This window comes from Alcanivorax sp. (assembly GCF_019431375.1).
Classification (GTDB): domain Bacteria; phylum Pseudomonadota; class Gammaproteobacteria; order Pseudomonadales; family Alcanivoracaceae; genus Alcanivorax; species Alcanivorax jadensis_A.
The window spans coordinates 2,832,874-2,857,277 of sequence record NZ_CP080267.1 but is presented as its reverse complement, the minus strand read 5'-3'; the positions used below and the strand labels follow the sequence as shown (position 1 = coordinate 2,857,277).

23 protein-coding genes are annotated in these 24,404 nt (G+C 61.3%); 17 read left to right on the top strand and 6 right to left on the bottom strand.

Annotated features, from left to right (window positions below):
* Window positions 1–59: 59 nt before the first annotated feature.
* The 12 genes from KZ772_RS13340 (at window position 60) to KZ772_RS13285 (ending at window position 16,774) form a co-directional block, all read left to right on the top strand.
* Window positions 60–3,203, top strand: a complete 3,144-nt coding sequence (locus tag KZ772_RS13340; RefSeq protein ID WP_290537024.1) for an Hpt domain-containing protein — start codon at window positions 60–62, stop codon at window positions 3,201–3,203.
* The gene (locus tag KZ772_RS13335; RefSeq protein ID WP_290537023.1) at window positions 3,184–9,372 is read left to right on the top strand and encodes an Hpt domain-containing protein; all 6,189 of its coding nucleotides are present in this window, start codon (window positions 3,184–3,186) and stop codon (window positions 9,370–9,372) included. Before KZ772_RS13340 ends, KZ772_RS13335 begins: the two co-directional genes overlap by 20 nt.
* Window positions 9,369–10,397 (top strand): chemotaxis protein CheB, encoded by a 1,029-nt coding sequence (locus tag KZ772_RS13330; RefSeq protein ID WP_290537022.1) that lies wholly within the window; start codon window positions 9,369–9,371, stop codon window positions 10,395–10,397. Before KZ772_RS13335 ends, KZ772_RS13330 begins: the two co-directional genes overlap by 4 nt.
* Before the next feature lie 45 nt (window positions 10,398–10,442).
* Window positions 10,443–10,772 (top strand): chemotaxis protein CheW, encoded by a 330-nt coding sequence (locus tag KZ772_RS13325; protein WP_290537021.1) that lies wholly within the window; start codon window positions 10,443–10,445, stop codon window positions 10,770–10,772.
* Complete coding sequence (locus tag KZ772_RS13320; RefSeq protein WP_290537020.1) at window positions 10,736–11,320, top strand: chemotaxis protein CheB; 585 nt, start codon at window positions 10,736–10,738, stop codon at window positions 11,318–11,320. Before KZ772_RS13325 ends, KZ772_RS13320 begins: the two co-directional genes overlap by 37 nt.
* 45 nt (window positions 11,321–11,365) lie before the next feature.
* Window positions 11,366–11,821 (top strand): chemotaxis protein CheW, encoded by a 456-nt coding sequence (locus KZ772_RS13315; RefSeq protein ID WP_063509837.1) that lies wholly within the window; start codon window positions 11,366–11,368, stop codon window positions 11,819–11,821.
* Complete coding sequence (locus tag KZ772_RS13310) at window positions 11,818–12,813, top strand: MBL fold metallo-hydrolase (protein ID WP_290537019.1); 996 nt, start codon at window positions 11,818–11,820, stop codon at window positions 12,811–12,813. The genes KZ772_RS13315 and KZ772_RS13310 overlap by 4 nt, the downstream gene beginning before the upstream one ends.
* A complete protein-coding gene (locus tag KZ772_RS13305; protein WP_290537018.1) occupies window positions 12,810–13,808 on the top strand; it encodes a lysophospholipid acyltransferase family protein in 999 nt (332 codons plus the stop codon). Before KZ772_RS13310 ends, KZ772_RS13305 begins: the two co-directional genes overlap by 4 nt.
* 64 nt (window positions 13,809–13,872) lie before the next feature.
* Window positions 13,873–14,421, top strand: a complete 549-nt coding sequence (locus tag KZ772_RS13300) for a cytochrome b (protein ID WP_290537017.1) — start codon at window positions 13,873–13,875, stop codon at window positions 14,419–14,421.
* A 71-nt stretch (window positions 14,422–14,492) separates the two neighbouring features.
* Window positions 14,493–14,981, top strand: coding sequence for a peptidylprolyl isomerase (locus KZ772_RS13295; protein ID WP_290537016.1), 489 nt, complete (start codon window positions 14,493–14,495; stop codon window positions 14,979–14,981).
* 268 nt (window positions 14,982–15,249) lie between these two features.
* Window positions 15,250–15,720 (top strand): NfeD family protein, encoded by a 471-nt coding sequence (locus KZ772_RS13290; RefSeq protein WP_290537015.1) that lies wholly within the window; start codon window positions 15,250–15,252, stop codon window positions 15,718–15,720.
* A 58-nt stretch (window positions 15,721–15,778) separates the two neighbouring features.
* Window positions 15,779–16,774 carry an SPFH domain-containing protein gene (locus KZ772_RS13285; RefSeq protein WP_290537014.1) on the top strand — a complete coding sequence of 332 codons (996 nt, stop codon included), beginning with the start codon at window positions 15,779–15,781 and terminating at the stop codon, window positions 16,772–16,774.
* 107 nt (window positions 16,775–16,881) lie between these two features.
* Here the strand turns inward: KZ772_RS13285 and KZ772_RS18615 are convergent, their stop codons facing one another.
* On the bottom strand, window positions 16,882–17,241 hold the full coding sequence (locus KZ772_RS18615) for a helicase HerA-like domain-containing protein (RefSeq protein WP_365870266.1): 360 nt from the start codon (window positions 17,239–17,241) through the stop codon (window positions 16,882–16,884).
* Window positions 17,208–17,600 (bottom strand): helicase HerA-like domain-containing protein, encoded by a 393-nt coding sequence (locus tag KZ772_RS13280; protein WP_290539485.1) that lies wholly within the window; start codon window positions 17,598–17,600, stop codon window positions 17,208–17,210. Before KZ772_RS13280 ends, KZ772_RS18615 begins: the two co-directional genes overlap by 34 nt.
* 288 nt (window positions 17,601–17,888) lie before the next feature.
* On the opposite strand from KZ772_RS13280, the gene gloA reads away from it, so the two are divergent.
* From gloA to KZ772_RS13260, 4 genes are all read left to right on the top strand, one after another.
* Entirely contained in the window at window positions 17,889–18,437 is a 549-nt protein-coding gene (gloA, locus tag KZ772_RS13275) for a lactoylglutathione lyase (RefSeq protein WP_290537013.1), read from the top strand.
* Between the two features lie 224 nt (window positions 18,438–18,661).
* On the top strand, window positions 18,662–19,051 hold the full coding sequence (locus tag KZ772_RS13270; protein WP_290537012.1) for a hypothetical protein: 390 nt from the start codon (window positions 18,662–18,664) through the stop codon (window positions 19,049–19,051).
* A 68-nt stretch (window positions 19,052–19,119) separates the two neighbouring features.
* On the top strand, window positions 19,120–19,779 hold the full coding sequence (locus tag KZ772_RS13265; protein ID WP_290537011.1) for a YoaK family protein: 660 nt from the start codon (window positions 19,120–19,122) through the stop codon (window positions 19,777–19,779).
* Window positions 19,780–19,887: 108 nt separating this feature from the next.
* Window positions 19,888–20,970 (top strand): DUF3541 domain-containing protein, encoded by a 1,083-nt coding sequence (locus KZ772_RS13260; RefSeq protein WP_290537010.1) that lies wholly within the window; start codon window positions 19,888–19,890, stop codon window positions 20,968–20,970.
* On the opposite strand, the gene KZ772_RS13255 is transcribed toward KZ772_RS13260, so the two are convergent.
* Window positions 20,964–21,260 (bottom strand): hypothetical protein, encoded by a 297-nt coding sequence (locus KZ772_RS13255; protein WP_290537008.1) that lies wholly within the window; start codon window positions 21,258–21,260, stop codon window positions 20,964–20,966. The genes KZ772_RS13260 and KZ772_RS13255 overlap by 7 nt on opposite strands.
* An 85-nt stretch (window positions 21,261–21,345) precedes the next feature.
* On the opposite strand from KZ772_RS13255, the gene KZ772_RS13250 reads away from it, so the two are divergent.
* The gene (locus KZ772_RS13250) at window positions 21,346–22,122 is read left to right on the top strand and encodes a DUF3541 domain-containing protein (protein WP_290537009.1); all 777 of its coding nucleotides are present in this window, start codon (window positions 21,346–21,348) and stop codon (window positions 22,120–22,122) included.
* On the opposite strand, the gene KZ772_RS13245 is transcribed toward KZ772_RS13250, so the two are convergent.
* From KZ772_RS13245 to KZ772_RS13235, 3 genes are read right to left on the bottom strand one after another with little or no spacing between them, the layout of a single operon-like run.
* A complete protein-coding gene (locus tag KZ772_RS13245; RefSeq protein ID WP_290537008.1) occupies window positions 22,116–22,412 on the bottom strand; it encodes a hypothetical protein in 297 nt (98 codons plus the stop codon). The two genes, KZ772_RS13250 and KZ772_RS13245, sit on opposite strands and share 7 nt — an antisense overlap.
* Window positions 22,412–23,794, bottom strand: coding sequence for a S8 family serine peptidase (locus tag KZ772_RS13240; RefSeq protein WP_290537007.1), 1,383 nt, complete (start codon window positions 23,792–23,794; stop codon window positions 22,412–22,414). Before KZ772_RS13240 ends, KZ772_RS13245 begins: the two co-directional genes overlap by 1 nt.
* On the bottom strand, window positions 23,791–24,378 hold the full coding sequence (locus tag KZ772_RS13235; protein WP_290537006.1) for a zf-HC2 domain-containing protein: 588 nt from the start codon (window positions 24,376–24,378) through the stop codon (window positions 23,791–23,793). The genes KZ772_RS13240 and KZ772_RS13235 overlap by 4 nt, the downstream gene beginning before the upstream one ends.
* Between the last annotated feature and the right edge of the window lie 26 nt (window positions 24,379–24,404).

Sequence of the window (24,404 nt, the reverse complement as noted above, 5' to 3'; positions counted from 1 at the left end):
TGTAGATAATAAAAAACCTGCCCGCAGTGATGGCAGGTTTGAGTATGACAGGAGACGTCATGAGTGACCGTCACGACTATCTGGCTCTGGACTGGGTTCGCGGGGAGATCCAGGAAACCCTGAACCAGGCGCAGCAGGCACTGGAAGCGTTCGTGGATACCCCGGACGACGCCACCCGCATGCGTTTTTGCCAGGCCCATCTGCATCAGGTGTACGGCACCCTGCAAATGGTGGAGTTCTACGGTGCTGCTCTGCTCGCCGAAGAAATGGAAAAGCTGGCCCAGGCGCTGCTGGAAGGCCGGGTTGGCAACGTGGCCGATGGCCAGGAAACCCTGATGCGGGCGATCCTGCAATTGCCGCCGTATCTGGACCGGGTAGCCAGCAACCGCCGCGACCTGCCAGTGGTGCTGCTGCCGTTGCTCAATGATCTGCGCGCCGCCCGTGGCGAACCCCTGCTGTCAGAAACCGCCCTGTTCAAACCGGACCTGACCGATGCCACTGGCCACGGCCAGATTCCTGAAGACCTGCTCCACGACCCGCGATTTATTCAGCTGGCCAAGAAAATTCGCCAGATGTTCCAGATTGCCCTGCTCGGCGTGCTGCGCAACGACAACATGGGGGAGAACCTGGGCTACATGGCCAAGGTCTTCACCAAACTGGAACAGATCACAGGCGATGCCCCCCGGGCTCCCCTGTGGAGCATCAGCAACGCTCTGGTGGAAGGACTCTCCGAAGACGCCATTGCCCTGGGCACCTCGGTAAAACTGATGCTCGGGCATGTTGACCGAAACCTGCGCGAACTGGTCAGCGACGGCGCCGCCAGCCTGAACCGGCCGGCCCCCACCGAACTGCTCAAGAATCTGCTCTACTACGTGGCCAAGGCCGAGGTGGACAGCCCGCGCATCCGCGACGTGAAAGCCCGTTTCCGGCTGGACGATGCCCTGCCTTCCGATGACCTGGTCAACGCAGAACGAGCGCGCATGACCGGCCCGGATGCTGAAGCCATGAATTCGGTGGTGCAGGCGCTTTCCGAAGAGATCACTACCGTCAAGGATGCCCTGGAAGCCTTCGTGCACAGTGGCGAGAACGACGCCAGCAAGTTGCAACCGCAGACCGTCACCCTGAAACAGGTGGCCGATACCGTGGCAGTACTTGGCCTTGGCCAACCCCGCACCCTGGTGGAAGAACAACTCCACGCGGTGGAAGACATTGTCGCTGGTAAACGTCCCGCCGAGCGCGAAACCCTGATGGACATCGCCGGCGCCTTGCTCTACGTGGAAGCCACCCTGGCCGGTATCAGCGGTGGTGATCGTCGTGGCAAGTCCTACGCCGGCGACCAGAACGACATGCCAAGCCACGTGGGCCAGGCCATGGATGCGGTACTGCGCGAATGCCGCGCCGGCCTGGAAGAGGCCAAGGACGGCATCGTCGAGTTCATCGCCTCGCAATGGAATCCCGAGCACCTGGCCCCGGTACCCGAACGGCTCAATGCCGTGCGCGGTGGCCTGGAAGTCATCCAGCTGAACAAACCCGCACTGATACTGCGCCAGTGCGTGCAGTTCATTCAGGAAAAGCTGCTTGATGCGGACCAGCCCAAACCGGACTGGCGCAGCATGGACACCCTGGCCGATGCCATCACCTCGGTGGAATACTATCTGGAACGTCTAAGCGACGACCCGGAAACCACTGACGATATCCTGCAACTGGCCCGCGCCAGCGTGGAAGCCCTGGGCTACCCACTGGACCAAGGCAACGACTTCGTCGATGACCAGGTCGAGGTGGAGCGCATTGAGCTGAATGCCGAGGCCCAGGCCGACAGTCACATGTCGGTCGAACCGGCTCCCGTCGATAACGAGCCCGCTGCCGACATCAGCCTCGACCATGACAACCAGCAGGACCAGGATCTCTCCCTGGAACAGGCCTTCGACGACAGCATCGACGAACCTCAGGACAGTGCAGACGACGAAGACGACCGCACTCTCGAAATTACCGGATTGGCGCCCACCGATCTGGAGACTGACGCCGCTCCGGAACAGCAGCCCGCTGCCGAGCCGCAAGCGATTGCCGAGGCTCCGAAAGCCGAAGACGATGATGATGATGATCTGATCGATGATGAAATCATCGAAATTTTCCAGGAAGAAATCGGCGAAGTACTGGACGCACTGGATCAATACTTCCCGCGCTGGGCCGCCAATACCAGCGATGAAGAGTCGCTGGTGGAATTCCGTCGCGCCTTCCACACCCTGAAAGGCTCCGGCCGCATGGTCGGTGCCACCACCGTGGGAGAGCTGGGCTGGTCCGTGGAGAACATGCTCAACCGGGTGATTGATCGCACTATTGAACCTACCGCAGTGCTGATCGCTCTGGTCCAGGAAGTTCGTAATCGCGTTCCGGCCCTTGTGGACGCCTTTACCCTGCGTCAGCCGGACCCGTTCGATGTACAACCACTGGCCGACGCCGCCGATACCCTGGCTGCCGGCGGCCAGATTGATCAGGTACCCGCTATCGGCAACAGCACCAGCGATAGCAACGGCGCCGATACAGAAAACGACGAGATCATCAACGTCGACGGTGACGAAACTCAGCTCGACGACACGCTGGAAATCAGCCTGCCCGTCGAAAGCGAATCGTTCATAGACACCAACGCGGACAGTGACGACAGCTTGTCTGCAGAAGACCTGGCTGCCTTCAATAATGCCGCTGAAGACGACGATACCCCGCTTGCCTGGGAAGGCGATGAGGATGACGGCACTCTCGAGTTGAGTCTGCCCGCAGATGAAGCACAGCAACCCGCCACGGAAACCATCGAGAGCGCCGATACTGGTATCGACAGCCTCGCTGATATTCCGGACATGAGCGACAGTGATGACACGTCGACAGATGCCGGTAGCGACGATGGCCCCGATCCTGTGTTGCTGGAAATCTTTGCCAGCGAAGCCCAGCGTAACCTGGCAATGATCGAAGAGTGGCTGGACACCGTGGACCCGGATCTCTCCGAGCATACTCTGGACGACAGCGTTCACCGTGCCCTGCACACCCTCAAGGGCAGTGCCCGCATGGCCGAAATCGAAGCCGTTGCCGAAGTGGCGGAACCGGCGGAAAAGCTGGTCCGTGATCTGATCAGCAGCAACCGCCGGATCAGCAGCCAGCAAGTCGAACTGCTGCGCCAGAGAACGAGCGCGCATGACCGGCCCGGATGCTGAAGCCATGAATTCGGTGGTGCAGGCGCTTTCCGAAGAGATCACTACCGTCAAGGATGCCCTGGAAGCCTTCGTGCACAGTGGCGAGAACGACGCCAGCAAGTTGCAACCGCAGACCGTCACCCTGAAACAGGTGGCCGATACCGTGGCAGTACTTGGCCTTGGCCAACCCCGCACCCTGGTGGAAGAACAACTCCACGCGGTGGAAGACATTGTCGCTGGTAAACGTCCCGCCGAGCGCGAAACCCTGATGGACATCGCCGGCGCCTTGCTCTACGTGGAAGCCACCCTGGCCGGTATCAGCGGTGGTGATCGTCGTGGCAAGTCCTACGCCGGCGACCAGAACGACATGCCAAGCCACGTGGGCCAGGCCATGGATGCGGTACTGCGCGAATGCCGCGCCGGCCTGGAAGAGGCCAAGGACGGCATCGTCGAGTTCATCGCCTCGCAATGGAATCCCGAGCACCTGGCCCCGGTACCCGAACGGCTCAATGCCGTGCGCGGTGGCCTGGAAGTCATCCAGCTGAACAAACCCGCACTGATACTGCGCCAGTGCGTGCAGTTCATTCAGGAAAAGCTGCTTGATGCGGACCAGCCCAAACCGGACTGGCGCAGCATGGACACCCTGGCCGATGCCATCACCTCGGTGGAATACTATCTGGAACGTCTAAGCGACGACCCGGAAACCACTGACGATATCCTGCAACTGGCCCGCGCCAGCGTGGAAGCCCTGGGCTACCCACTGGACCAAGGCAACGACTTCGTCGATGACCAGGTCGAGGTGGAGCGCATTGAGCTGAATGCCGAGGCCCAGGCCGACAGTCACATGTCGGTCGAACCGGCTCCCGTCGATAACGAGCCCGCTGCCGACATCAGCCTCGACCATGACAACCAGCAGGACCAGGATCTCTCCCTGGAACAGGCCTTCGACGACAGCATCGACGAACCTCAGGACAGTGCAGACGACGAAGACGACCGCACTCTCGAAATTACCGGATTGGCGCCCACCGATCTGGAGACTGACGCCGCTCCGGAACAGCAGCCCGCTGCCGAGCCGCAAGCGATTGCCGAGGCTCCGAAAGCCGAAGACGATGATGATGATGATCTGATCGATGATGAAATCATCGAAATTTTCCAGGAAGAAATCGGCGAAGTACTGGACGCACTGGATCAATACTTCCCGCGCTGGGCCGCCAATACCAGCGATGAAGAGTCGCTGGTGGAATTCCGTCGCGCCTTCCACACCCTGAAAGGCTCCGGCCGCATGGTCGGTGCCACCACCGTGGGAGAGCTGGGCTGGTCCGTGGAGAACATGCTCAACCGGGTGATTGATCGCACTATTGAACCTACCGCAGTGCTGATCGCTCTGGTCCAGGAAGTTCGTAATCGCGTTCCGGCCCTTGTGGACGCCTTTACCCTGCGTCAGCCGGACCCGTTCGATGTACAACCACTGGCCGACGCCGCCGATACCCTGGCTGCCGGCGGCCAGATTGATCAGGTACCCGCTATCGGCAACAGCACCAGCGATAGCAACGGCGCCGATACAGAAAACGACGAGATCATCAACGTCGACGGTGACGAAACTCAGCTCGACGACACGCTGGAAATCAGCCTGCCCGTCGAAAGCGAATCGTTCATAGACACCAACGCGGACAGTGACGACAGCTTGTCTGCAGAAGACCTGGCTGCCTTCAATAATGCCGCTGAAGACGACGATACCCCGCTTGCCTGGGAAGGCGATGAGGATGACGGCACTCTCGAGTTGAGTCTGCCCGCAGATGAAGCACAGCAACCCGCCACGGAAACCATCGAGAGCGCCGATACTGGTATCGACAGCCTCGCTGATATTCCGGACATGAGCGACAGTGATGACACGTCGACAGATGCCGGTAGCGACGATGGCCCCGATCCTGTGTTGCTGGAAATCTTTGCCAGCGAAGCCCAGCGTAACCTGGCAATGATCGAAGAGTGGCTGGACACCGTGGACCCGGATCTCTCCGAGCATACTCTGGACGACAGCGTTCACCGTGCCCTGCACACCCTCAAGGGCAGTGCCCGCATGGCCGAAATCGAAGCCGTTGCCGAAGTGGCGGAACCGGCGGAAAAGCTGGTCCGTGATCTGATCAGCAGCAACCGCCGGATCAGCAGCCAGCAAGTCGAACTGCTGCGCCAGGCCCATCAACTGGTGCGCGACAATCTGGAACAGCTCGACCAGTCCCACCTGCCCGGTGCCGACCACCTGATTTCGTCGTTGCAGCAGCAACGCGATAGCTTGGCCGAACAACGGGACTCCGGCCCGGACCCGCACATACTTTCCGTGTTCCTGTCGGAAGGCATGGACCTGATCGTGGACGCGGAACAACTGCTGGCCCAGTGGGCCCAGCACCCGGACCACACCGAACAGCTGGTGAAACTGCGCGACGAGCTGCAATTGCTCTCCAACAGCGCCACCACCGCCGGCTTGGGTGAAATTCACGCCCTGGCAGCCGCACTGGCAGCCTGCTATAGCGCGGTGGAATCCGGCAGCCTGGCCTGCAGTGAGCAGATGCTCTCGCTGGCCGGTGAAGGCCAGGATGCTCTGGTCAATATGATGGACTGCCTGGCCGCCGGCCAGACCGTGCGCCCGGAACTGGGCCTGGTGGATGCCCTCCACGAACTGGCAGAAAACAGCGGGCCGGACGACGATGGCCCGGGTCCCGGCAGCCGATCACCACAGTGGGACGACGCTTTTTCTGACAACCCTGCCGATGCCCCGGAGGCAGACAGCAACCCGGATACCGGCAGCTGGGCCAGCAGCAATGACTACCAGGCCCACATGGACCCGGAGCTGGTAAGCCTGTTCCTGGAAGAGGCCGAAGAGATTCTGGAATCCGCAAGCCACACCCTGGACCAGTGGGAACAGGGTGATGCCGGCAACGTGGACGGCCTGCAGCGGGATCTGCATACCCTCAAGGGCGGCGCCCGGATGGCAGCCGTTGCGCCAGTGGGCGATCTGGCTCACGAGCTGGAAAACCTCTACGAAGCCTACAATGCTGGCCAGCAACAGACGACCCCGGCCCTGTTTGCCCTGCTGCACCGTTGCCATGACCGTCTCGCTGACATGATCGACGCACTGCGCGGCGGCAGAGCCCCTGACAATGCCCCGGAACTGGTCAGCGCTATCCAGGCTTTCCTGCGTGGTGACACGCCGGCCAGTGAATCCCGGGCCGCCACTCCCGCCCTGGAGAGGCCCCCCGAGGACCACGACACCGCTGCCGACTTTGCCGACGACGCCAGCAGCCCCGCGCCCGTTGCGGTTGAGGACGCGCCCGCCACTCCGGCGCCCCCTCAACCGGAGCGTGACCCGGAACTGGTGGAAATCTTTCTGGAAGAAGCGGACGAGATTCTGGAATCCGCCGGCAACAGCCTGGAACAGTGGATCGGCGAGCAGGACAACCTGATCGAATTGCAATCCCTGCAGCGCGACCTGCACACCCTCAAGGGTGGCGCACGCATGGCGGAAGTCAGCGAGCTGGGCGACCTGGGCCACGAGCTGGAAACCCTTTACGAAGGCCTGGCACAAAGCCGCCTGGCCATCGAACCGACCCTGCTCGACCTGCTGCATCGCTGCCACGACCAACTGGCGGAAATGGTGGAGGCGCTCAAGGCTGGCCGGCCGCTGCCCCAGGGCGACGTGCTGATTCAGGCGATCCATGGCTATGTGGCTGACCCGGCCGGCTTCAGCCTGCCTGCGGTTACCAGCGCCACGCCTGCACCGGCCCCCACTGCAGCCCCGCAACCGGCGCCCACCGAACAGCCCGCCCCGGCGACCAGTGAGCAGCCAGACGAGGACTACAGTGACTGGGAATCAGACAGCGACCCGGAAATTCTGGAGATTTTCCTGGAAGAGTCCGATGAGCTGGCAGAGATCATCGACGCCTGCCTGACCTCCTGGAAAGATCATCCGGAAAGCAACGATTTCACCGATGATCTCAAACGCGCCCTGCATACCCTCAAGGGCGGCGCGCGACTGGCCGGGCTAAAACCGCTGGGCGATATCAGCCACGATTTCGAGACCTATCTGCTGCAACTGGAAAAGCGCCGCGAAGCGCCCACCCAGGAAGATTTTCAGCCCATGATCAACTGGTACGACCAGATTGTCCGGGGCATGGAATCGGTGGCCCGTAGCGCCCGCCGCCAGCCAGTCGCCGCCCCGCAAGAAAGCGGCACGGCCATGGCTCCGGCAGCCGAGAAGCCACAACCACAACAGCCGAAACAGGATGACCGCCGCCAGCGTCAGAGTCAGGCTCAGCCCCAGGAAATGGTGCGGGTGGGCGCCGACGTGCTGGAAGCGCTGGTAAACCTGGCCGGGGAAACGTCCATCAACCGCGGCCGGGTGGAGCAGGGGATTTCCGAGTTCACCTTCAACGTGGAGGAAATGGGCAACACGGTTCAGCGTCTCTATGAACAGCTGCGCCGGCTGGATTCGGAAACCGAAGCGCAGATCATGTCCAACTACCAGAAGGGCGTGGACCGGGGTGAAATCGACGAGGATTTCGACCCGCTGGAAATGGACCAGTACTCCGAGCTGCACCAGATCACCAAGCAGCTGTCGGAATCCGCCTCGGATTTGCTGGATCTGAAGAACACTCTGCTGGACCGCACCAAGGACACGGAAACCCTGCTGCTGCAGCAATCACGAATTAACACCGAGCTGCAGGAAAAACTGATGCGCACCCGCATGGTGCCCTTCAGCCGCCTGGTGCCACGCCTGCGTCGTATCGTCCGGCAGATTTCCGGCGAAGTGAACAAACGAGTGGATTTCGATGTGCTCAACCCGGAAGGGGAACTGGACCGCTCCCTGATGGAGCGGGTGGTGGCCCCGCTGGAGCACATGCTGCGTAACGCCGTTGACCACGGCATCGAAACCCTTGAGGGCCGGCAGAGTGCCGGCAAGGACGATACCGGACGCATCAACCTGGAACTGGGCCGTGAGGGTGGCGAGGTGGTGATCACCCTGTCCGACGACGGTAAGGGCATCGACACCGATGCGGTGCGCAAGAAAGCGGTGGAACGTGGCCTGATCGCCCCGGATGCGCAACTCTCCGAGCAGGAAATCCAGCAGTTCATTTTCCACGCCGGCTTCTCCACCGCCGCGGCGGTTACCCAGATTTCAGGCCGGGGCGTGGGCATGGACGTGGTGGCCAGCGAGATCAAGCAGATGGGCGGCTCGGTGACCATCGATTCCCACAAGGGGCAGGGCACCCGCTTTATTATCCGCCTGCCGTTCACCCTGGCCATGAACCGGGCACTGATGGTGAAAGCGGCGGAAGATACCTACGCCATCCCGCTTAACCAGATCGAAGGTATCGTGCGTATCAGCCCCTTCGAGCTGCAGCATTACTTCGAGGAAGACAACCCGGTCTACACCTATGTAGGCCAGGACTACGAACTCCAATATCTGGGCAACTTCGTCCACGGCACCCGCAGTCCGCACCTGGAAAACCACACCACCCCCATGCCGGTACTGCTGATCCGCAGTACCGAACACACTGTGGCCATCGTGGTGGACAACCTGGTGGGCTCCCGGGAAGTGGTTGTGAAATCGGTCGGCCCGCAGCTGGCCTCGGTGGCCGGCATCAGCGGTGCCACCATCCTCGGGGATGGCTCCGTGGTGATCATTCTCGATATCCACTCGCTGATTCGTGCCGCCCACGTGCAGGTGCCGGCCATGGGTGTCGCGGACATTCCAGTACTGCCCCAGGAACCGGTGCAGGAAGACGAAGAGACCGACACCAGGCGCGATACCCCGCTGGTTATGGTCACCGATGATTCCGTTACCGTGCGCAAGGTGACCACCCGTCTGCTGGAGCGTAATGGCTACGAAGTGGTCACCGCCAAGGACGGTATGGATGCCATCGCCAAACTGGAAGATATCCGTCCGGATGTGATGCTGCTGGATATCGAGATGCCGCGCATGGACGGCTTTGAAGTAGCCACCCATGTGCGCCACGACAGCCGCCTGCAGGACGTGCCAATCATCATGATTACCTCCCGCACCGGCGAAAAACACCGCGAACGGGCCTTCGACATCGGCGTGAACTGCTACATGGGCAAGCCGTTCCAGGAGAATGAACTGCTCTCCACCATTCGCGAACTGCTGGGCGAGCTACAGGAAACCGGTGGCGAATGACCGCCCCGGGCCGGGTCGGTGTGATTGCCGACAGCACATTGCAGGGTCACCTTTTATCCAGCGCGGTGAAGGGTCAAGGCTACCAGGTGGTGGTCAATACCGATCCGGAAGCGCTGGAACAACGTTGGCTGGCGGAAGGCGCCCTGGACCTGTGGGTGGTGGACCTGTCCAGCGAGGATCGCTGGCAGTCTTTCCTCGATAACCTGCTGGAAGACGCCGCCGCACCCATTCTGTTCTGCGACGGCCAGGCTCCGGCGCGCACCGATGCCCGCTACCCGAAATGGGAGCGGCGGCTGGTAACCAAGCTGGTGGATTTCATTGGCAAGCCAGCGGTGGAAGAACGGCTGGAAGTGATTCCCCAGCGACTGCCGCAGGTCAAAATCCCCACCCCTCGGGAATTTGAAACCATTCGCCCCGGCGATCACCCCAAACGGGTCTGGGTGCTGGGTGCAAGCCTGGGCGGACCCGCGGCGGTAAAACAGTTTCTCGACTGCCTGCCGGCCAATCTGCCGGTGGCCTTTGTACTGGCCCAGCACATCGACGGCAGTTTCCTCGACACCCTGTGTGGCGTACTGGGCCGGGACAACAACATTCATTGCAAAATAGGCGTGGACGGCAGTGCTCTGCGCCATGGAGAACTGGCCATTGCGCCGGTGGAGTACGCGGTGAAATTCCGCCACGATGGTCGCATCCAGTCCACCGGCCAGGCCTGGGAAGGCCCCTATGCCCCGTCCATTGATCAGGTGATACAGCATGTGGGCGAAGGCTACGGCAACGCCTGCGGCGCCATCCTGTTTTCCGGCATGGGCAATGACGGCGCCATCGCCGCCCCGCGCCTGGCCGCCAGCGGCTGCCCGGTGTGGGCACAGAGCGCCGACACCTGTGCGGTCAGCAGTCAGCCCGATTCCGTCCGCGAGACCGGCTGCGTCAGTTACAGTGGCTCCCCGGAGCAGCTTGCGCTGCAACTGGTGGATCGAGTAAGAAGAGAATTGAAGAACGCCAGCAGCCAGGCGCCGGACGCCTGAACCAGGCCCGTTGCACCGCGTCCGGCTTACACATTGAGGTTAATTATGAGCAGCTTGCCATCCGATATTTCCAGCCTGCTGATCCCCATGCAGGGACGACCCTGGCTGGTCCCCAACATCGTGGTTGCTGAAATCATCCCCCTGCGCCAGCCGGATCGTCCCGGCCATGGGCCGGAGTGGCTGCTGGGCTGGCTGAGCTGGCGGGACCAGAATATTCCGCTGCTATCCTTTGAAAAACTCAACGAGTCCGGGCAGATCACCATTGGCCAAGATGCCCGCATCGCGGTACTGAATACCGTGGCCGGCAAAAGCACCTTCTATGCGGTGATCGGGTCTGGGTGCTGGGTGCAAGCCTGGGCGGACCCGCGGCGGTAAAACAGTTTCTCGACTGCCTGCCGGCCAATCTGCCGGTGGCCTTTGTACTGGCCCAGCACATCGACGGCAGTTTCCTCGACACCCTGTGTGGCGTACTGGGCCGGGACAACAACATTCATTGCAAAATAGGCGTGGACGGCAGTGCTCTGCGCCATGGAGAACTGGCCATTGCGCCGGTGGAGTACGCGGTGAAATTCCGCCACGATGGTCGCATCCAGTCCACCGGCCAGGCCTGGGAAGGCCCCTATGCCCCGTCCATTGATCAGGTGATACAGCATGTGGGCGAAGGCTACGGCAACGCCTGCGGCGCCATCCTGTTTTCCGGCATGGGCAATGACGGCGCCATCGCCGCCCCGCGCCTGGCCGCCAGCGGCTGCCCGGTGTGGGCACAGAGCGCCGACACCTGTGCGGTCAGCAGTCAGCCCGATTCCGTCCGCGAGACCGGCTGCGTCAGTTACAGTGGCTCCCCGGAGCAGCTTGCGCTGCAACTGGTGGATCGAGTAAGAAGAGAATTGAAGAACGCCAGCAGCCAGGCGCCGGACGCCTGAACCAGGCCCGTTGCACCGCGTCCGGCTTACACATTGAGGTTAATTATGAGCAGCTTGCCATCCGATATTTCCAGCCTGCTGATCCCCATGCAGGGACGACCCTGGCTGGTCCCCAACATCGTGGTTGCTGAAATCATCCCCCTGCGCCAGCCGGATCGTCCCGGCCATGGGCCGGAGTGGCTGCTGGGCTGGCTGAGCTGGCGGGACCAGAATATTCCGCTGCTATCCTTTGAAAAACTCAACGAGTCCGGGCAGATCACCATTGGCCAAGATGCCCGCATCGCGGTACTGAATACCGTGGCCGGCAAAAGCACCTTCTATGCGGTGATTGTGCAAGGGATCCCGCGGATGATGAAAGTGGCCAAGGATGATCCGGTGGAAGAACCGGTGGACACCGGCCCCGCGGAAGCCATGTACATCCAGGTGGGTGGTGACCTGGCGGTGATTCCGGACCTGGATGCCATCGAAGGCGCCGTGGCAGGACTGCGGGACGGCGCATGATCGACCGGGAACGGCTGGCGGATCTGGCGGCAGAAGTGCCCCCTCGATCCGGGGTATACCGCAATCGCTTCCCCACCCCCCGCCATGGCCTGAGCGCCTTCCTGCGCTGGCAATGGAACACCCGGGGTCAGTTTCCCCGCCATCAGTCATTCCCCCTGCAGCAGCCGGATCGGCAGCTGCTGGCCAACCCGGGCCCACAACCCCAGCTGACCTGGATCGGTCATTCCACCTTCCTGTTCCAGCACCGGGGCTGGAACCTGATTACCGACCCGGTATTTTCCGAGCGCTGCTCACCGTTGTCCTTTGCCGGCCCGAAACGGGCGGTGCCGCCAGCACTGGCAGTTGACCAACTACCGGCCATCAATGCGGTGCTGGTGTCCCATAACCACTACGACCACCTGGATAGGGCATCGGTGAAACAGCTCCAGGCCCGCTTTGGCCGGGAGATTCTCTGGTTCGTGCCCAGCGGGGTCGCCGCCTGGCTACGCAAACTGGGCGTTGAGCGCATTATCGAACTGGGCTGGTGGCAGAGCGAATACCACGGCCAGGTGGAGGCCTTCTGTCTGCCCGCCCAGCACTTCAGCGGCCGCGGACCCGGCGACCACAACCGTTCCCTGTGGTGCAGCTGGCGACTGAACTTTCCGGACTTCAGCCTCTATTTCGCCGGAGATACCGGCTATGCCCCGCTATTCGGCGAAATTAGCGATATTTTCGGCCCCGTTGACTTGGCCCTGTTACCCATCGGTGCCTATGAACCCCGCTGGTTTATGTCACCAGTACACATAAACCCGGCTGAAGCGGTTACAATTCACCGGGAGATTCGCGCCCGCCAGTCGGTCGCCATGCACTGGGGCACCTTTGTGCTTACCGACGAGCCCATGGACGCACCGCCCCGGGCCCTGGCCAGGGCGCTGGAAGAACAACAGATCGATTCCAAGACATTTCGGGTCCCGCAGCATGGCGAGACCCTGACAATTGAATTGCCATCATGAGTAAACAATACCAGGGCCGCCGCCTTTGGCTGGTGGTCCGCCTGCTTGCCTGGTTACCGCTGCCATTGGTCACCGCCTTCGGGGCCTTTATTGCCACCCTGATTACCCTGATCCCGTTGCGCTATGCCAGTGCCTACCGGGTGGTGCTGATCAACCTGCTGGCCACCCACCCGGACATGAGCTTGGCCGAGGCCAAACGCATTGGCCGCCAGAGCATGGCAGAATTGGGCCGCACGCTCACCGAATTCAGCCATGTCTGGCACCGCCCGGTGGAAGAAACTCTGGCGCGCATCACCCATATCCACGGCGAACAGCCCTTTCTCGATGCCTGCGCCTGTGAACGACCGGTGCTGATGCTGTCCTTGCACCAAGGCAGCTGGGAAATCAGCAATCTGTATGTCGGCGACAAGGGTAACCGGGACAAGACTCTGATCATGTACCAGCCCCATCCCGCCACCCTGATGGATGCCATGGTCAAGGCTGCCCGGGAACGCACCGGTTCAGTGCTGATCCCTACCAACAGCCAGGGGGTGAAACAGGCCCTGGCTGCCATGAAAGCCGGCGGCACCCTCGGCATTCTCTCCGACCATAACCCGGGCAACCGCAGCAATCCCTGCGTGCCCTTCTTTGGCTACGAGGTACCCACCCCGGCACTGATCGACAAGCTGGTGCAGCGCTACCGGCCACACGTGTTCATTGTTTCCTGCATCCGTGGCCAGGGCGGGGTAAAAGACATCCATCTGCACTTCGAAGCGGCACCGGAAATCGAGCAGGCCAGCGACTGCACCGAAATCCTCACTGCCATGAACGCCGGCCTACAGCGCTGCATTGATCGCAATCTGGCCCAGTACCAATGGACTTACAAACGGTTCAAATGGGGCCCAAACGGCAGGCGGCGCTGGTACCGACAATCCCGGGACCTGCTGGCCCGGATCAAACGGGGCGAAGACCGTAAAGCCCTGGGACTGCACCCAAACACTGACCGGGATCAATGAATGCCCTTCAGCTCTGGTTAATCTTTATCCGGGATAATGCGGTTAATGAACAGGAGCGCGGATCATGGCACCAACACCGGCAAGCTGGCACGCATTACACAAAGGGCTTCACTGGCTGGTGGTTTTGTTGCTGGTGATGGTCTGGGGAGCCGTGGAGCTCCATGAGTTCTACGAGAAAAGTGACCCCATGCGCGAATGGTGGAAAATGCTGCATTTTTCGCTGGGGATCACCACGCTGGTTATCATCCTGATCCGGCTCTATGGCCGCGCCCTGTACCCTCGGCCGACCCCCATTGGCGCCGCCTGGCAGCATCAATTATCCCGTCTTGTTCACGGACTACTGTATGTGGTGCTTCTCGCCATGCCCCTGAGCGGCTTTGCCATGCGCCAGTTCGCCGGCAAAACCATTGAAATATTTGCCGTTTTTACCGTGCCCCAGCTAGCAACGGTCAATACTGACCTGGCCAAACAGATCGCCTTCATCCACAAGGAGGTGCTATGGACCGCGCTGCTGGCCCTGATATCCATCCATGTGGCAGGCGCCCTGTGGCACCATTTCATTGACCGGGACGCCACCCTGAAACGCATGCTCCCCGGCAAACACAACCACTGAGAGAATTGCCCGGCGGCGATGAAGGCGCCACAATTGCCCACCATCCCGATCGCCTGACAACCGGAGCATGCATGACCATCGAAAACGACAAGGTCGTTACCCTGCATTACAGCCTGTTCAACGCCGACGACGGCAGCGAAATCGAAAACTCCCGGGAAACCGGTGAGCCCATGGCGTACCTGCACGGCTACAACAACATTATCAAGGGCCTGGAAGCCGCCCTCACCGGCAAGGCTGTGGGCGACGAGGTGGATGTGACCGTGAGCCCGGAAGACGCCTACGGCGAATACGACAACACCCTGTTCCAGCGCATTTCCCGCAAATATCTGAAGCATGCCGGCAAGCTTACCCCGGGCAAGGTGGTCACGGTCTCTACCGACGAAGGCCCGCGCATGCTCACCGTTCTCAAGGTGGGACTGAAAACCGTGGACGTGGACGCCAACCACCCCCTGGCCGGCAAGTCCCTGCGTTTTGTGGTGGAAATCACCGATATTCGTGATGCCACCGAAGAAGAAAAAGCCCACAAGCATGCCCATGGCGTGGGCGGGCATCAGCACTGAGCCAGCTGCAAGCTACAACGCGGGGGAAGGCCTGATCGGCGTAAAGGCCTACTCCGCGCCCCAATCCTGTCACTTCTGTCTTTAACTAAATCCCCTTCGATTGGTTCGCGGCTGGCCACCTCTTCCTGCACAAGAGACTTTTACCGCGTTGCAGCTTGAAGCTTGTAGCTTGCAACTGCTCATTTTCAGCCTTTTCCTACCGACTAACCTTTCACCAACGTGCTATCTTAATTCATCAAAATAATGCACACGCTACAGGGGCACAGGAATGGATCTGCCGGAATACAGTTACTGGATTATCGCCGGGCTGGCCCTGGTCATTGCGGAATTTGCCGTGTCCGGGCTGGTGGTGATCTTCTTCGGGATCGCCGCTTTGCTGGTCGGCAGCCTCAAGTTTCTCGGACTGCTGGACGACACCGCCTGGGAACTGACCCTTTTCGCCCTTACCAGCCTGTTGTTGCTGGTATTTGTCCGTCGCGTGATCAACGACAAGCTGATGGGTACTGAGCGACCCCGCGGTGAGGGCGAGGCAGACAGCGCCGGCCTGGTCGGTGGCCGCGCCACCGTGGCAGACGCCTTCAGCAACGGCGTGGGCACCGTTTCCTACCGGGGCGCCCGCTGGCAGGCACAGTGCTCCCAGCCTCTGCATCCCGGCGACATGGTTCGTATCACCCAACACGACGGTCTGTGGCTCACCGTAGAACCCTGGACGCCAGGACCGCAGACACCGCCTGAATGATCCCTATCGACAATCCGTTTTCATCTCAACTCGCTAGCAATAACAAGGAACCTTATCCATGGCAGGTTTAATTATTTCCGCTCTCATCGCCCTCGGCGTTGTCATTCTGCTCTTCATGGTGATTCGCATCGTGCCGCAGCGACAGGTATATGTCGTGGAACGGCTGGGCAAGTACCAGACATCCCTGGAAGCGGGTCTCCACTTTCTGATGCCCTTTATCGACCGGGTGGCCTACAAGCACTCCCAGAAGGAAATCGTCCGTGACGTACCGCGCCAGAGCTGTATCACCAAGGACAACATCGAAGTCTCCATCGACGGCGTCATGTACCTGCAGGTGATCGATCCCAAGGCAGCCAGTTACGGCGTGGATGACTATGTGATGGCCGCCCAGCAACTGGCCCAGACCACCCTGCGTTCTGTTATCGGCAAGATTGATCTGGACAAGACCTTCGAGGAACGCGGCGAAATCAACATGGAAGTGGTCCGCGCCGTGGACGAAGCTGCCCAGCCCTGGGGCGTAAAGGTGCTACGCTACGAGGTGGCCGACATCAACCTGCCCGTGTCCATCAAGGACGCCATGGAGAAACAGGTTCGTGCCGAGCGGGAACGTCGCGCCGTGGTCGCCGAATCCGAAGGCGAACGTCAGGCCGCCATCAACCGTTCCGAGGGTGATCGCCAGGCCGCGATCAACCGTTCCGAAGGTGAGAAGCAGGAGATGATCAATATCTCCGAAGGTGAAAAGATGAAGCAGATCAACGAGGCGCGCGCCCGTCAGATCGAGCGATTGCCACCGCCACCGCCGAAGGTCTGCGCCAGCGCTGGCGCAGTGAAAGAAGATGGGGCGAAGAAGCGGTCAGCCTGCGCATCGCCGAGCAGTACGTCGCCAAGGAATCCACCACTCTGCTGCTGCCCCAGGCCTCAGCGACATCGACATCAGAAAGTCCTCAAGCCGTGGAAAAAACCCCGGCCTGATCCTTCAACCAACAAAAAGAGGCGCCATGGAGACGCGAAACGAGTTTCGAAATGCAAAACCGGCACCGTAGCTCGTAGCTAAAAATTACCGTTTTCCTTTCAGCAACTGCTTCAGGAACTGCACCAGAAACCGGCTGAGCTGAGTGGCCAGAAACAGGCGGTGAACGCCTCAGGCAGTCTGCCGCGGCATCAGGCTGGCCTGCTTCTCAGCTTCCGGCTTTTTCGCCTGTGCCTTTTGCTGCTCCTGTCGACGCGCCAGCAAACGCTCGATCGCCAGGCCGCCATGGTGACAACCGTTCCGAAGGTGAGAAGCAGGAGATACCAGATCAATAATCTCCGATCCAGCGCCGGATTGGGTCGAAAGGTCTGTGCTGCGGCTTTCACGGCTTTCTGGTCTTTGGGAGTGTAAGCCCGCAGGGCATGTTGAATGCGATTGCCCAGCTGACCCAGAACACTGTCGGGAATATCTGCCGGGGATTGAGTAACAAAATAAATGCCCACGCCCTTGGAGCGAATCAGACGAACCGTCCAGAGCAAAGCATGGGGCATTGCCACATCGCCAACAACGGCAGCGAAGGTCTGCGCCAGGTCGCTGGCGCAGTTGAAATCGAGCAGATGGCCATGGCGAAGTCAATATCCAGCCGGCTCCCCAAAGAACCTGCGCATCGCACAATGGCACCCAGACTCTGGGGCGACAAGCTGCCATATTGCGTCTGTAGTGCCTTGCGATGTTCCAGCATCCAGTTAAGCACCGCCTCCAGATCCTTCAGGTCCAGTAGCGGCAACCGTTCCTTGTCCGCGTAATCAAATGCCAGGTGCAACAGGCCACTCTGGGTATCATTCAGTTCCAGAAGATTGGCCAGCAGGGCCGGCCCCATATCCGCCACCGTAGTACGCACACCGAATATATCCCACAGGTGGCGCCGTGGCCGGCCTGCAGAAAGTCCTCAAGACCGTGGCAAACACCCCGGCCTGATCCTCACCTTTTACCCGCCGTGGCACCGGCAGCGGCGGTTGGCCATGCCCTGGCTTCTCGCCGCCGCGATCAACAATTTGTCCATCAATCCCTGTCCTGTCTGCTCGTGTCGCCATCCGCGCATTTTTGCGAATTTTACGCTCCTACTCCAAGTCTTGCATTCCTTTCCCGCCATCCCAATATCCTGAAGACCCAATGCCCCACAGATTCAGGAGCCCCCATGTCCCGTCATTTCGAACAGGCCGACGGCCTCTGTGAAACCCCGGACGACGCCACCCGCGATTTCCTGTTCAACCAGACCATGTTGCGCATCAAGAACCCCACCACCAGCCTGGATTTCTACACCCGGGTGCTGGGCATGCGTCTGGTGCGCAAGCTGGATTTTCCGGCAATGAAGTTCAGCCTCTACTTCCTCGCCTACCTGGGTGAAGACGAAGCGCGCCAGGTGCCGGAGGACGATGCCGAACGACTGACCTATACCTTTGGCCGTGAAGCCATGCTGGAGCTGACCCATAACTGGGGCAGCGAAGACGATGCGGACTTTGCCTACCACAATGGCAACGACCAGCCCCAGGGCTTCGGCCATATCGGCATCACCGTTCCCGATGTTTATGCTGCCGCCGAACGGTTCGAAAAACTGGGCGTGGATTTCATCAAGAAGCCGGATGACGGCAAGATGAAAGGCTTGGCCTTCATCAAGGACCCGGATGGCTACTGGATCGAAATTCTGCAGGCCGACATGATGGAAAAGCAACAAAAAGGCGATTGAAAGATGTCACTTTTCTGACAACAAAATTGTTTTTTTGCTTTCCCCTCTGACTGTCTCGTATTGTGTAAGACTTGTGATTTTTGTCCAAGGCCCGGCATCCTTGCCGGGTCCACCTCAGGGGATCATCCACAATGAGCCAGTCTTCTCTGCTTTCCAGCACACAGCGCACCTTCTGCCAGGCCCAGGCCGAACAACCGGCACCGAACGGTCCCCGTGCACGGGCATTGCTCGCCCTGGATCAGGGCAACACCCAGCAACAAGCCGCCGAACAAAGCGGACTCAGCCTCGGTCAAGTGCGCTACTGTCTGCGCCGCTTCCGGACCGTGGCTCTGGAAATGTTCGACACCGAAACTACGGCTTCAACCTCTTCTTCCCTGAGCGACAGCAACGTTGAAAAAGTACGCAACAAGAAAAAAAGCGGTAAAAAAACCAAGGCACTGAAAACCGTTAAGCCAAAAGACGAAAAGTCAGAGAAAAAGTCAGAAAAAAACAGCACCAAGTCCGCCAGCAAAAAGGGCAAGAAGAGCGACAAGAAGGACAACAAGAAAACATCCGGCAAAAAAGGCGACGGAAAGAAAGGCTCAAAAAGCAGCAAGAAGAAGAAAAAGAAGTAGCCGGAAAATCCCGACCGGCCGTCATGCTACACTGCCGCTATCACCACGGATAAGAATCGGGGTTTTCCTTGCTGACGCGCCTTCCTCCCTGGGTAGAAGTTGGAGCCTTCCTGCTCGCCTTTCTGGCGGGCAGTGTCAATGCGGTGGGGCTGCTGGGCTTCAGCCACCAGTCTGTCTCTCATCTGACCGGCACCTCGTCGCTACTAGGCCTGGCATTGGCGGATCTGGCCCTGAGCAATGCCCTGCACCTGCTGCTGACCCTGCTCAGCTTTCTGGCCGGTGCCGCCCTCAGTGGCATGCTGATCACCAGCACCGCCCTGAAGCTGGGCCGTCACTACGGGTTTTCCCTGCTGATCGAAGCCACGCTGCTGGTCATGGCCATGTTGTCCCTGCAACGGGGCAGTGATCTCGGTATCTACCTGGCGTCCATGGCCTGCGGCCTGCAGAACGCCATGGTCACCACCTACAGCGGCTCGATCATCCGCACCACCCACCTGTCCGGGATCTTCACCGACCTGGGGATCATGCTCGGCAACCGACTGCGCGGCATTCCCCTCAACGGCCGCCGGCTGCTGCTATTCGTATTACTGATTGGCGGTTTTGTCTGTGGCGGCGTGGTCGGCACCTTGCTGTTCCGCCTGCTGCATTTCACCGCACTGATGGCCCCGGCCACTTTGGCGGCATTGCTGGCAGTGGTGTACTGGCGTTATAGCAGGCAGCACCGGTAAACGTTAATCCCTGTAAAGCTTTGCACCATTGTTACCGCTGGCACAGACTGCTTCATTAGCAGGCCTACATTGAAAGGTCCTGAAACGAACGTTAACCGGCGGTGCGTTATGCGATGGGTTCAGTCTGTCTGGCTTGGTGTGCTTGCGGCTCTATTGGTCGCCTGCCAGCCAGCGCCGCCATCTCCATCCCCCACCTTCCCAACACCCTCTATCGGCGAGCAGATTCGGGATCGCTACGAGCGCGCGCTACCTGGACTGTCTCCCAACAAGCGACGCCATTACGCCACCCGCCTTTACCGGATCACTGGCGATCCCGACTACCTGCCGATCATTTATCAGGATCTGATTGGCAACGCCGATTTCCTGCAACAGGAGCTGAGCCAACTGCACAACCGGGACTACCGGCTGAGCCGGGCCAGACAGATAGCCCATGCCTACCGGGATGACACCGGCAAACACCAGCGTCGCAAGCAGTTACTGCTGGCCTACGACGAGATTCCCTTTGCCAAGAACCTGCTCTATTACCTGAACAAGGTGGATCAATTCGGTCTGGCCGGAAAGCCGCCCTTTACCCGTACAGAGCAGGGGCTGGATTACCTGCGCCAGGTGGATTTTGCCCGCTTCATACTCGACCCGGACGTTATCGCCGCCTACTCGCCACAGCTGGCCAATATGGTCTATTACCTGCACGACCTGGGTATTCGCGATCTGCGGGAACCCTTCCAGCAGGCCTTTCGCCAGGTGTTCCCGGACCAGCCGCCGCAACCCGGGCCTGCCCTTGATGCCCAAGTCTACGGCATGACCCATGTGATCATCGCCGCCAGCGGTTACTACCAGAAACCGATCCGCCGCGAGGATTTCGCCTGGATTTTTGACTACCTGGAGCGCCATCACCGGGATCTGATCGCCTACACCAAACCTGATATCTATACGGAAATGGCCCTGTGCTTTCTGCTGGCAGGAGAGGGCGACAGCCCGGTTATCGGCGCCGTCAGTGAGGCCCTGGAAAAGCGTTACGATCCACAGGCCGAGATGATCCCTTCACCCCACTGGGGCACGGATCTGAACAAGGGAGAACACCGCAATGTACTGGCGATCATGTTGTACCACTGGCCGTCGCGGTTACATCCGGGGCCGGACCTGAGCCACTACCCGGCCTACCGGCAGCGCTTTGCCGAACCCGCTCAATAACAGATCAGCATCACCGCCACAAAAGCGCCAAGCCCGGCAATCGCAACCCAGAACAACAGCATCAGCGTGACCAGTACCAGCGCCACCCGAGCGCGCGGCGAACGCCAGTGGCGCCAAGCGAACCCCGCCAGCGCCAACACCACCAGAACGGCCAACAACGTCGCCGCCAGCACCGGCGCACCCCACCACCAGTTGGCCGAACGCATCCCCATGGGGCAGGGTTGGGTGGCCCAGACCGGCACCACCCACAGGGCCAGCCATATTGCGATTCCTGCCTGTCGCCAGAACATCACAGGCAACCGCTCTCACGCAGCAGACCGGCACCGTACAGCGGATCCGGCCCCCGTTCGCCCAGATCCTCGGCCCCCGCCAACAGTGCCGCAGCCTGCTGCCGGGTCAGCGCCGCCGCCACAAAAACACCAGCGTCGCAAGCAGTTACTGCTGGCCTACGACGAGATTCCCTTTGCCAAGAACCTGCTCTATTACCTGAACAAGGTGGATCAATTCGGTCTGGCCGGAAAGCCGCCCTTTACCCGTACAGAGCAGGGGCTGGATTACCTGCGCCAGGTGGATTTTGCCCGCTTCATACTCGACCCGGACGTTATCGCCGCCTACTCGCCACAGCTGGCCAATATGGTCTATTACCTGCACGACCTGGGTATTCGCGATCTGCGGGAACCCTTCCAGCAGGCCTTTCGCCAGGTGTTCCCGGACCAGCCGCCGCAACCCGGGCCTGCCCTTGATGCCCAAGTCTACGGCATGACCCATGTGATCATCGCCGCCAGCGGTTACTACCAGAAACCGATCCGCCGCGAGGATTTCGCCTGGATTTTTGACTACCTGGAGCGCCATCACCGGGATCTGATCGCCTACACCAAACCTGATATCTATACGGAAATGGCCCTGTGCTTTCTGCTGGCAGGAGAGGGCGACAGCCCGGTTATCGGCGCCGTCAGTGAGGCCCTGGAAAAGCGTTACGATCCACAGGCCGAGATGATCCCTTCACCCCACTGGGGCACGGATCTGAACAAGGGAGAACACCGCAATGTACTGGCGATCATGTTGTACCACTGGCCGTCGCGGTTACATCCGGGGCCGGACCTGAGCCACTACCCGGCCTACCGGCAGCGCTTTGCCGAACCCGCTCAATAACAGATCAGCATCACCGCCACAAAAGCGCCAAGCCCGGCAATCGCAACCCAGAACAACAGCATCAGCGTGACCAGCACCAGCGCCACCCGAGCGCGCGGCGAACGCCAGTGGCGCCAAGCGAACCCCGCCAGCGCCAACACCACCAGAACGGCCAACAACGTCGCCGCCAGCACCGGCGCACCCCACCACCAGTTGGCCGAACGCATCCCCATGGGGCAGGGTTGGGTGGCCCAGACCGGCACCACCCACAGGGCCAGCCATATTGCGATTCCTGCCTGTCGCCAGAACATCACAGGCAACCGCTCTCACGCAGCAGACCGGCACCGTACAGCGGATCCGGCCCCCGTTCGCCCAGATCCTCGGCCCCCGCCAACAGTGCCCGCAGCCTCTCACGCAGCAGACCGGCACCGTACAGCGGATCCGGCCCCCGTTCGCCCAGATCCTCGGCCCCCGCCAACAGTGCCGCAGCCTGCTGCCGGGTCAGCGCCGCCGCCACAAAGGGCACCGCAAAGGAGGTGCCGGTGACATAGCCCTGACCGCCGCCGGCCCGGGCGGCCCACAAATCCACGCCGGGGGCCGCCAGGGCCACGGCGTCACCGCGATTGGCTCGCCGGTATAGTCGCTTGCCGGCATCCACCGCCGTCACCGCCAGCACCTCCGGCTGGGCTGCCGGCCACAGCGGCGCAGCGCGTCGCCCGTCATTGCCCACGGCGGCGGCCAGCCGCACGCCTCGCTGGTGGAGTTGGCGCAGCACGATCTCCAACAGCTGATTACGGGGGCCGCCCAAGCTCATGGCAATCACCGGTACCTGCTCTCCGGCCAGCCAGTCCAATGCCTGCAACAGCAGGGCCGTGTCCGTTTCCGTCTCATCGCCACGGCCACGAAACACCGCCGCCGCATAGAGCCGGGCCGCCGGTAGTAGCCCGACGATGCCGTCATCACCATTGCCCAGTAGCAGGGCAGCGATGGCCGTGCCGTGGTCCATGGAGGGAGTGGACACACCGCTGGGCAGGAAGCTGCGCTGCACCAGATCCGCGCCGACCAGCGCCGGGTGATCCGCTGCCACGGCGGTATCCAGTATTCCCAGGGTCGCCCCTTCACCACAGCCAGGGTGGCTGTGCCAGCCGGTCAGTGCCTGACCGTAGCTCACCCCACCGGACAACGCTTTGTAGCGATGATTCTGGTCCACCATCACGCCTGGCAGCGCCGCTCGCAGGGCCGCCAAGTCGCTGTCCAGTTGGCGTCCATCGGCAACCGAAAACACCGACAGGACCCACCCCAGGTGAGAGAGGTTCTGACGCTGGCGCAGACGCCACTGGCGCGGGGCGGCCCAACTGGCCACCTGTTGGGCGATGGCCATGTCCGGGGTGGCCACTACCAGTTCCACCGCTGCCTCGCGAGACAGGGGAGGCGGGGGCTGTAACGCAGGAGGCTGTGCCGCCGGTGGCCGAATCACCGGGCGTGTCGGCGGGGCCGGAGGCGCACTTTGCCGCTGTGGTGCGGCAGCCGGATCCGTTCCCCGGGCCGGGGCGGTCCCCGGTATGGAGGTCGAGGTTGAAGGGGCTGTCGTTGAGCCCGGCTCGCCGGTGGGCGCGGTGGCAGTACGGGCCAGTCCCCACTGACTGGTCAGCAATCCCGCCAGCAACAGCGCCACAACCCGCCGGGAGTTCATGGCGTCAGCTCCGCCAGCGCCTGGATAACAATGCCATCCGCCGCTTTCAGGGTCGCCAGCGCAGCCTTATGGTCAGCCTCTTCGGGCAGGGCGATCCGGTACAGGCCCAGAGCGCCGGGGCCATCCACGATGCGGCCCTCGATCTGCTCCAGCAGTGCCTGTATCTCGGCCAGGGACGCTGCCGGCGCAAAGCGCACCTGCAGCACCGGGCCAACCACCTGGCCACTTTCACTCAGGGGCTGGTAGCCAGCGTCCGGTTGCCATTGCACGGCAATGACCCCGAACTGTACCAGCATCACCAGCACCGCCGCCGCCATGGCACCGCGCCACCAGGACCGGGCCGACGTTGCAGCGCGGGCTGGTCGTTGCTCCGCTTTCACTTCGCGCATCAGCCGGGCCAGGCCCAGCTCATCCACCGCCGGCAGGGGCTCGGCCTGCATGCCGGCGCGCAGGGTAGTGAGCCAGTCCAGCTCTTCCCGGCAGCGGCCGCAGGCCGCCAGATGGGCGTCCAGCGCGGGTTGCTCCGCCGGGTCCAGGGTGTGGTTGGCATAGGCCACCAGGGCATCATCCGGATGTGTGTTCATGGTTGTGTCTCTCCTGTCGCCCATGG